Consider the following 2,015-nt stretch of genomic DNA (forward strand, 5'->3'; position numbering starts at 1 on the left):
AGCGTGTGATGCAGTACCTCAACCCACGGCACGCCCGGGTGGTCGCCCTGCCGCAGCCGTCCGAGCGCGAGAAGGGGCAGTGGTACTTCCAGCGGTACATCGAACGGCTGCCCACCAAGGGCGAGATCGTGCTGATGGATCGCTCATGGTACAACCGSGCCGGCGTCGAGAAGGTGATGGGCTACTGCACCGATGAGSARTACGAKCGCTTCCTTCAGCAGGCGCCGGTGTTCGAGCGCGGCATCACCGACGACGGGATCCTGCTGTTCAAGTACTGGCTGTGCGTGGACCAGGCGCAGCAGGAAGAGCGCTTCGCCGAACGCGCGGAAGAACCGCTGAAGAGCTGGAAGCTGTCCCCCATCGACCTGAAGGCACGCGAGAAGTACGCCGACTACACCGCCGCGCGCGAAGCGATGCTCAAGGCCACCCACACGACGAATGCGCCGTGGACGCTGGTGGATTTCAACGACCAGCGCGCGGGCCGGCTGACCCTGCTGCGCGACCTGCTCGACCGCCTGCCCGACACCCGGGTACCGGTCGAACCCCTCGGCCTGCCTCCCTTGAAGGGCAAACTGCACAAGGAGCGCTACAGCGTGCTCAAGCCGATCAAGCCGCAGCGCGGCGACTGATCGTGCGCCGGACACTGATGGCCACACTGTGGCTGGTCGCCGCACCCGCGATGGCGCAGGATGCCGCGGCGGCGACCGACGATGACCAGGCCACGACCCTCGATACGCTGGTCGTCAGGCCCGAGCCGGAGGAAGTGGTGGACCTGTACCGCTTCGAGAATCCGGTCGATGTCGAGCCGACGGTGTTCGAGCGGCGCTGGAAAGAGCCGACCAGCCTGGAACAGTTGGGCAAGAACGGCGGCATCGTGCCGGTACTGGCCGGACTCGCGGCGAAAGGCATCCAGGCCGGCGCCCGCAGGATTCCCGGCTGGAAGGAGCCCATGCAAACCGTGATCGCGCGCCCACCGCCGCTGGACGAGCAACAGGCCGCGCGCGCGTTGCGCCTGCAAGACGCCAGCGAGCCGTCGCCTGGTGGTCCTGAATGAGTGAGCCTGCGACAGGATGGAATGCCGTCCTGGCGTAGCGTGCGCCATGCGCACGGGCGACGTGCGTGATCGTGCGCATGGCGCACGCTACAGCTGGTGCCTGCCCGGTCAGCTGGTGACGAAGTTTTCGTTCACCGCTCGCGTCCACGCCTCACGCACGACCGATTCGACGCGCGCGGCAGGTGGCCCCAGGCGAAGCCATGCCTCCAGCAAATCGAGTGCCGCCGCATCACCTGCGGCGACGACCTCGACGCGCCCATCCGGCAGGTTGGTCGCGCGCCCGCTCAGCCCCAGGTCCAGCGCGCGTTCGCGGGTGGATGCGCGGAAGAACACGCCCTGCACCTTGCCGCTGACGAGGAAACGCGCAGCCGTCATCAGGCCTTGGCCTTCGGTCCGCCCGCTGCGGCGATCGCCGCCTCGATCTCCTTGCCCGTCACCGGGCCGAGGAACTGCTTGGCCACCTTGCCGTCCGGCGCGATCAGGTAGGTAAGCGGCAGGCCGCGCGGCGTGGCGAAATCGGCCGGCGGGTTGTACACGTCGAGGATGGCGATCGGATACACGACCGGACGTTCCGCGAGGAAAGCCCTCAGGTCGTCGGCTTCGATCTCTTCGTACGCCAGCCCGATCACCTCGATGTGGGCGTTGTCCTTGTCCAGCGCCGACAGGTCCGGCATTTCCTTCAGGCAGGGCGCGCACCAGGTCGCCCAGAAATTCACCACCACCCACTTGCCGCGGTGCGCGGCCAGCGTGTAATCGGCGCCATCGAGTGTCTTCACCTGCAGGGTCGGGATCTCGACCGTGCGATCCGCCGGCTTTTCGGCAGCGGGGTCGACATCCTTCACATGCGCCTCGATCGCCGGTTCGGCCACCTCGGCGGGCGCCGATCCGGCATTGCACGCGGCCAGCAACAACACGGCCGCCAGCGACAGGGAAGAAACGGGCTTCATGCAGGCTCCTGGTG

General features: G+C 67.5%; 4 protein-coding genes. 2 read left to right on the forward strand and 2 right to left on the reverse strand.

The window, feature by feature from the left end:
• Positions 1–629, forward strand: a 629-nt coding sequence (locus tag AC04L7_RS17565) for a polyphosphate kinase 2 family protein (protein ID WP_475513551.1), incomplete at its 5' end; no start/stop codon positions are given.
• A gap of 17 nt (positions 630–646) precedes the next feature.
• Positions 647–1,054: a hypothetical protein gene (locus tag AC04L7_RS17570; RefSeq protein ID WP_436040785.1), complete on the forward strand. Its 408-nt coding sequence runs from the start codon at positions 647–649 to the stop codon at positions 1,052–1,054.
• A 108-nt stretch (positions 1,055–1,162) separates the two neighbouring features.
• On the opposite strand, the gene AC04L7_RS17575 is transcribed toward AC04L7_RS17570, so the two are convergent.
• Both AC04L7_RS17575 and AC04L7_RS17580 read right to left on the reverse strand, forming a co-directional pair.
• Positions 1,163–1,429 carry an acylphosphatase gene (locus AC04L7_RS17575; RefSeq protein ID WP_299340974.1) on the reverse strand — a complete coding sequence of 89 codons (267 nt, stop codon included), beginning with the start codon at positions 1,427–1,429 and terminating at the stop codon, positions 1,163–1,165.
• Positions 1,429–2,001, reverse strand: coding sequence for a TlpA family protein disulfide reductase (locus AC04L7_RS17580; protein WP_435997198.1), 573 nt, complete (start codon positions 1,999–2,001; stop codon positions 1,429–1,431). The genes AC04L7_RS17575 and AC04L7_RS17580 overlap by 1 nt, the downstream gene beginning before the upstream one ends.
• Positions 2,002–2,015: the final 14 nt, after the last annotated feature.

This window comes from Pseudoxanthomonas sp. LjRoot204_2, assembly GCF_056175765.1.

Excerpts from the sequence above, each read along its gene's own strand:
- AC04L7_RS17570 (WP_436040785.1), top strand. The coding sequence starts at position 647 with ATGGCCACACTGTGGCTGGTCGCCGCACCCGCGATGGCGCAGGATGCC.
- AC04L7_RS17575 (WP_299340974.1), bottom strand. The coding sequence starts at position 1,429 with ATGACGGCTGCGCGTTTCCTCGTCAGCGGCAAGGTGCAGGGCGTGTTC.
- AC04L7_RS17580 (WP_435997198.1), bottom strand. The coding sequence starts at position 2,001 with ATGAAGCCCGTTTCTTCCCTGTCGCTGGCGGCCGTGTTGTTGCTGGCC.